This is a genomic window from Promicromonospora sp. NPDC059942 (assembly GCF_042731755.1).
In the GTDB taxonomy this organism is placed as follows: Bacteria; Actinomycetota; Actinomycetes; order Actinomycetales; family Cellulomonadaceae; genus Promicromonospora.
Genome location: NZ_JBHWLR010000022.1, coordinates 1 through 2,560, shown reverse-complemented (window position 1 = coordinate 2,560; position 2,560 = coordinate 1). Strand labels below are relative to the sequence as shown.

General features: G+C 70.6%; 3 protein-coding genes. All 3 read right to left on the bottom strand.

All coding sequences use genetic code 11. The annotated features are described in order from the left end of the window. Positions 1-89: 89 nt before the first annotated feature. Positions 90-653, bottom strand: coding sequence for an elongation factor P (gene efp, locus ACFV9Q_RS25095; protein ID WP_285104671.1), 564 nt, complete (start codon positions 651-653; stop codon positions 90-92). A 114-nt stretch (positions 654-767) separates the two neighbouring features. Continuing rightward, a complete protein-coding gene (locus ACFV9Q_RS25090; RefSeq protein ID WP_377236669.1) occupies positions 768-1,469 on the bottom strand; it encodes a hypothetical protein in 702 nt (233 codons plus the stop codon). After that, positions 1,466-2,356: a hypothetical protein gene (locus ACFV9Q_RS25085; RefSeq protein WP_377236668.1), complete on the bottom strand. Its 891-nt coding sequence runs from the start codon at positions 2,354-2,356 to the stop codon at positions 1,466-1,468. The genes ACFV9Q_RS25090 and ACFV9Q_RS25085 overlap by 4 nt, the downstream gene beginning before the upstream one ends. Positions 2,357-2,560: the final 204 nt, after the last annotated feature.

Here is a 2,560-nt window from a genome sequence, read left to right as displayed (position 1 = left end):
TTTTTTTTGCTTTTCCCCTCCTTCTCGTCCCCGCCCCCTCCCCCCCCCCCCCCTCCCTCCCTCCCCCCCCCCCCCCCCCCCGCCGGTGATCACTCGGTGACGCGACCGAGGTAGTCGCCCGTGCGGGTGTCGACCTTGACCTTGACGCCCTGCTCGAGGAACAGCGGGACCTGGATCTCCGCGCCCGTCTCGAGCGTCGCCGGCTTGGTGCCACCCGTGGAGCGGTCGCCCTGCAGGCCCGGCTCCGTGTAGGTGATCTCCAGCACGACGGAGGCCGGGAGCTCGATGTACAGCGGGGTGCCGTCGTTCGAGGCGAGCATGACGCTCATGCCCTCGAGCATGTAGTCCTTCGCGTCGCCGACGGTCGCGGCCGACACGTTGATCTGGTCGTACGTGTCGTTGTCCATGAAGACGAAGTCCTCGCCGTCCATGTACAGGTACTGGAAGTCGCGACGGTCGACGTTGGCCGTCTCGACCTTGATGCCCGCGTTGAACGTCTTGTCGACGACCTTGCCGGACAGCACGTTCTTCATCTTCGTGCGGACGAACGCTCCACCCTTGCCCGGCTTGACATGCTGGAACTCGATGACGGACCAGAGGTTGCCGTCGATGCGGAGCACGGTGCCGTTCTTGATGTCGTTGGAGGTAGCCACGTTCGTCTTCCTGTGTCGGGTGAAGGGTGTACCCCGGGGCACGCCGACGAGAGGCCGGCGGCTGGGGTGATCAAGCGAGGTGTCAAGCAGCAGCGGTCAAGTCTACCGGACCGGTCAGAGGACGAGCGCATTCAGCACGACGAGTCCCAGCAGACCGGTGGCGACCGACCAGATCAACGAGGCGAGCGTACCCACGACGAACCGCTCCGACGCGACGGGCTGGTCGCGCAGCTCCGCGTACCGCCCCAGGCCCTTGATGGCGACGACGATCGCGATGCCGTACGGGTAGCCGGCCAGGAGCGAGCCCGTGATCGCCAGGCGCTCCAGCACGCCGAGCCACGCGCCGCCCCGGAGGATCGCGACGGCGTCCGGGTGCATCGTGCCGGTGGGCGACTCCTCGCCGGTGTGGCCGCCCTTGGCCACTCCGGAACCGCCGTCGGCCCCGGATCCGGAGCCCTTCTCGGCCTTCTCGCTCTTCTCGCCCTCGCCCTCGGCGGCTGCGCTCGCTGCGCCTTCTCCGGGTGCGGCTTTTCCAGCAGCGGCTTCTCCGGGTGCGCCTTCTCCGGCTGCGCCCTCTCCGGCTGCGCCCTCTCCGGCCGCGCCCGCGGTGCCCTCACCCTCGCCCGGCTCCAGGGCCTGCGGGTACACGGGCGGCTTGTAGCGGGCCCAGGGCAGGTCGCCGCGGCCCGCGCGGCGCAGCACCCAGGGCACCACCCACGAGCCCACGATGACGCTCAGCGCCAACGTGATCAGCCAGGTCGCGATCGCGGCGACCCACTGCAGTCCGTCGAGGTAGTCCAGCATCTCCCAGGTCACGGCGTGACGTTCCCCTCAGCTCTTGGCGCCAGCTCTTGGCGTGGTTCTTCCTTGGCGACGGAGTTGGGCCCGGGCACCAGGTCCGGGCCCACCGAGCTGCTCAGCTCGGCGAGCAGCCGCACCACCACCGGCCGCACCGCTTCCTCCTCCTGCCAGAGCGCCGCTCGGACCCGCTGGCTCACCGCCTGCTCGCTGACGTGCAAGGACTGGGCGACGATCCTCTGTCGTCCCGGTTTGTCCGCCAGCGAGGCGAGCGTATCGGCGACCTCCCACCCTTGGGGCGTGCGGCGCGCGCGAATCGCCGCGAGGAGTCGCAGCAGGGCCTCGACCTCGGCGGCGAGGTCGGGCTGTGCGGCCGTGTCGGAGGCGGCCGTGTCGGAGGCGGCCGTGTCGGGGGCAGACGTGCCCGGGACGGCCGTGTCGGGGGCAGAGGTGCCCGGGACGGCCGCGTCCTGGGCGGGCGCGCCGGGGGCAGCCGCCCCGGAGATGGTGGTTCTCAGGTCGGGCGCACCCGGCGGCGGGCCCTCCACCGCGACCGACGTGCCCCTGCCGCGCGTCTTGGCCCGCTCGACGGCGTCGCGGGCGCGGTAGAACGCGAAGCCGCGCGCCTCCCGGGACACCGTAGGCAGCGGCCCCTCGACCTGGCCGACGCCGATGCCGACGCTCCAGCCCTGGTCGCGCAGCAGGTGCAGGGACAGGTCGACCGCGAGCTCGGCGCCTGCCCGGCCCGACGCCAGGATGCCCTGCACCTCGTCACCCACCGTGCGCTCGAACCCCACGACGACGCCCTCGCGGAAGCGAGTCAGCCGCGCGAGCTCCGCGAGGACCTCGGGAACGCGGTCGGCCGCGTAGGTCGAACCCCGCTGGTCGACGGTCAGGACAATCATGGCTCAAGCCTAGAGCCTTAACTCCATACGCTCAAGGCTCAAGACTTGATAGAACCGAATCAAGCCTTGAGCCTTGTTCTGAACATATCGGGCGAGACTCCTCACCCGGCTACTCCACCAGCTACTCCCCGAGCCGCGCCGCGATCGCCGAGAGCGCGAGCCGGTACGAGTCGAACCCGAATCCGGCAACGGTCCCCGTCGCGA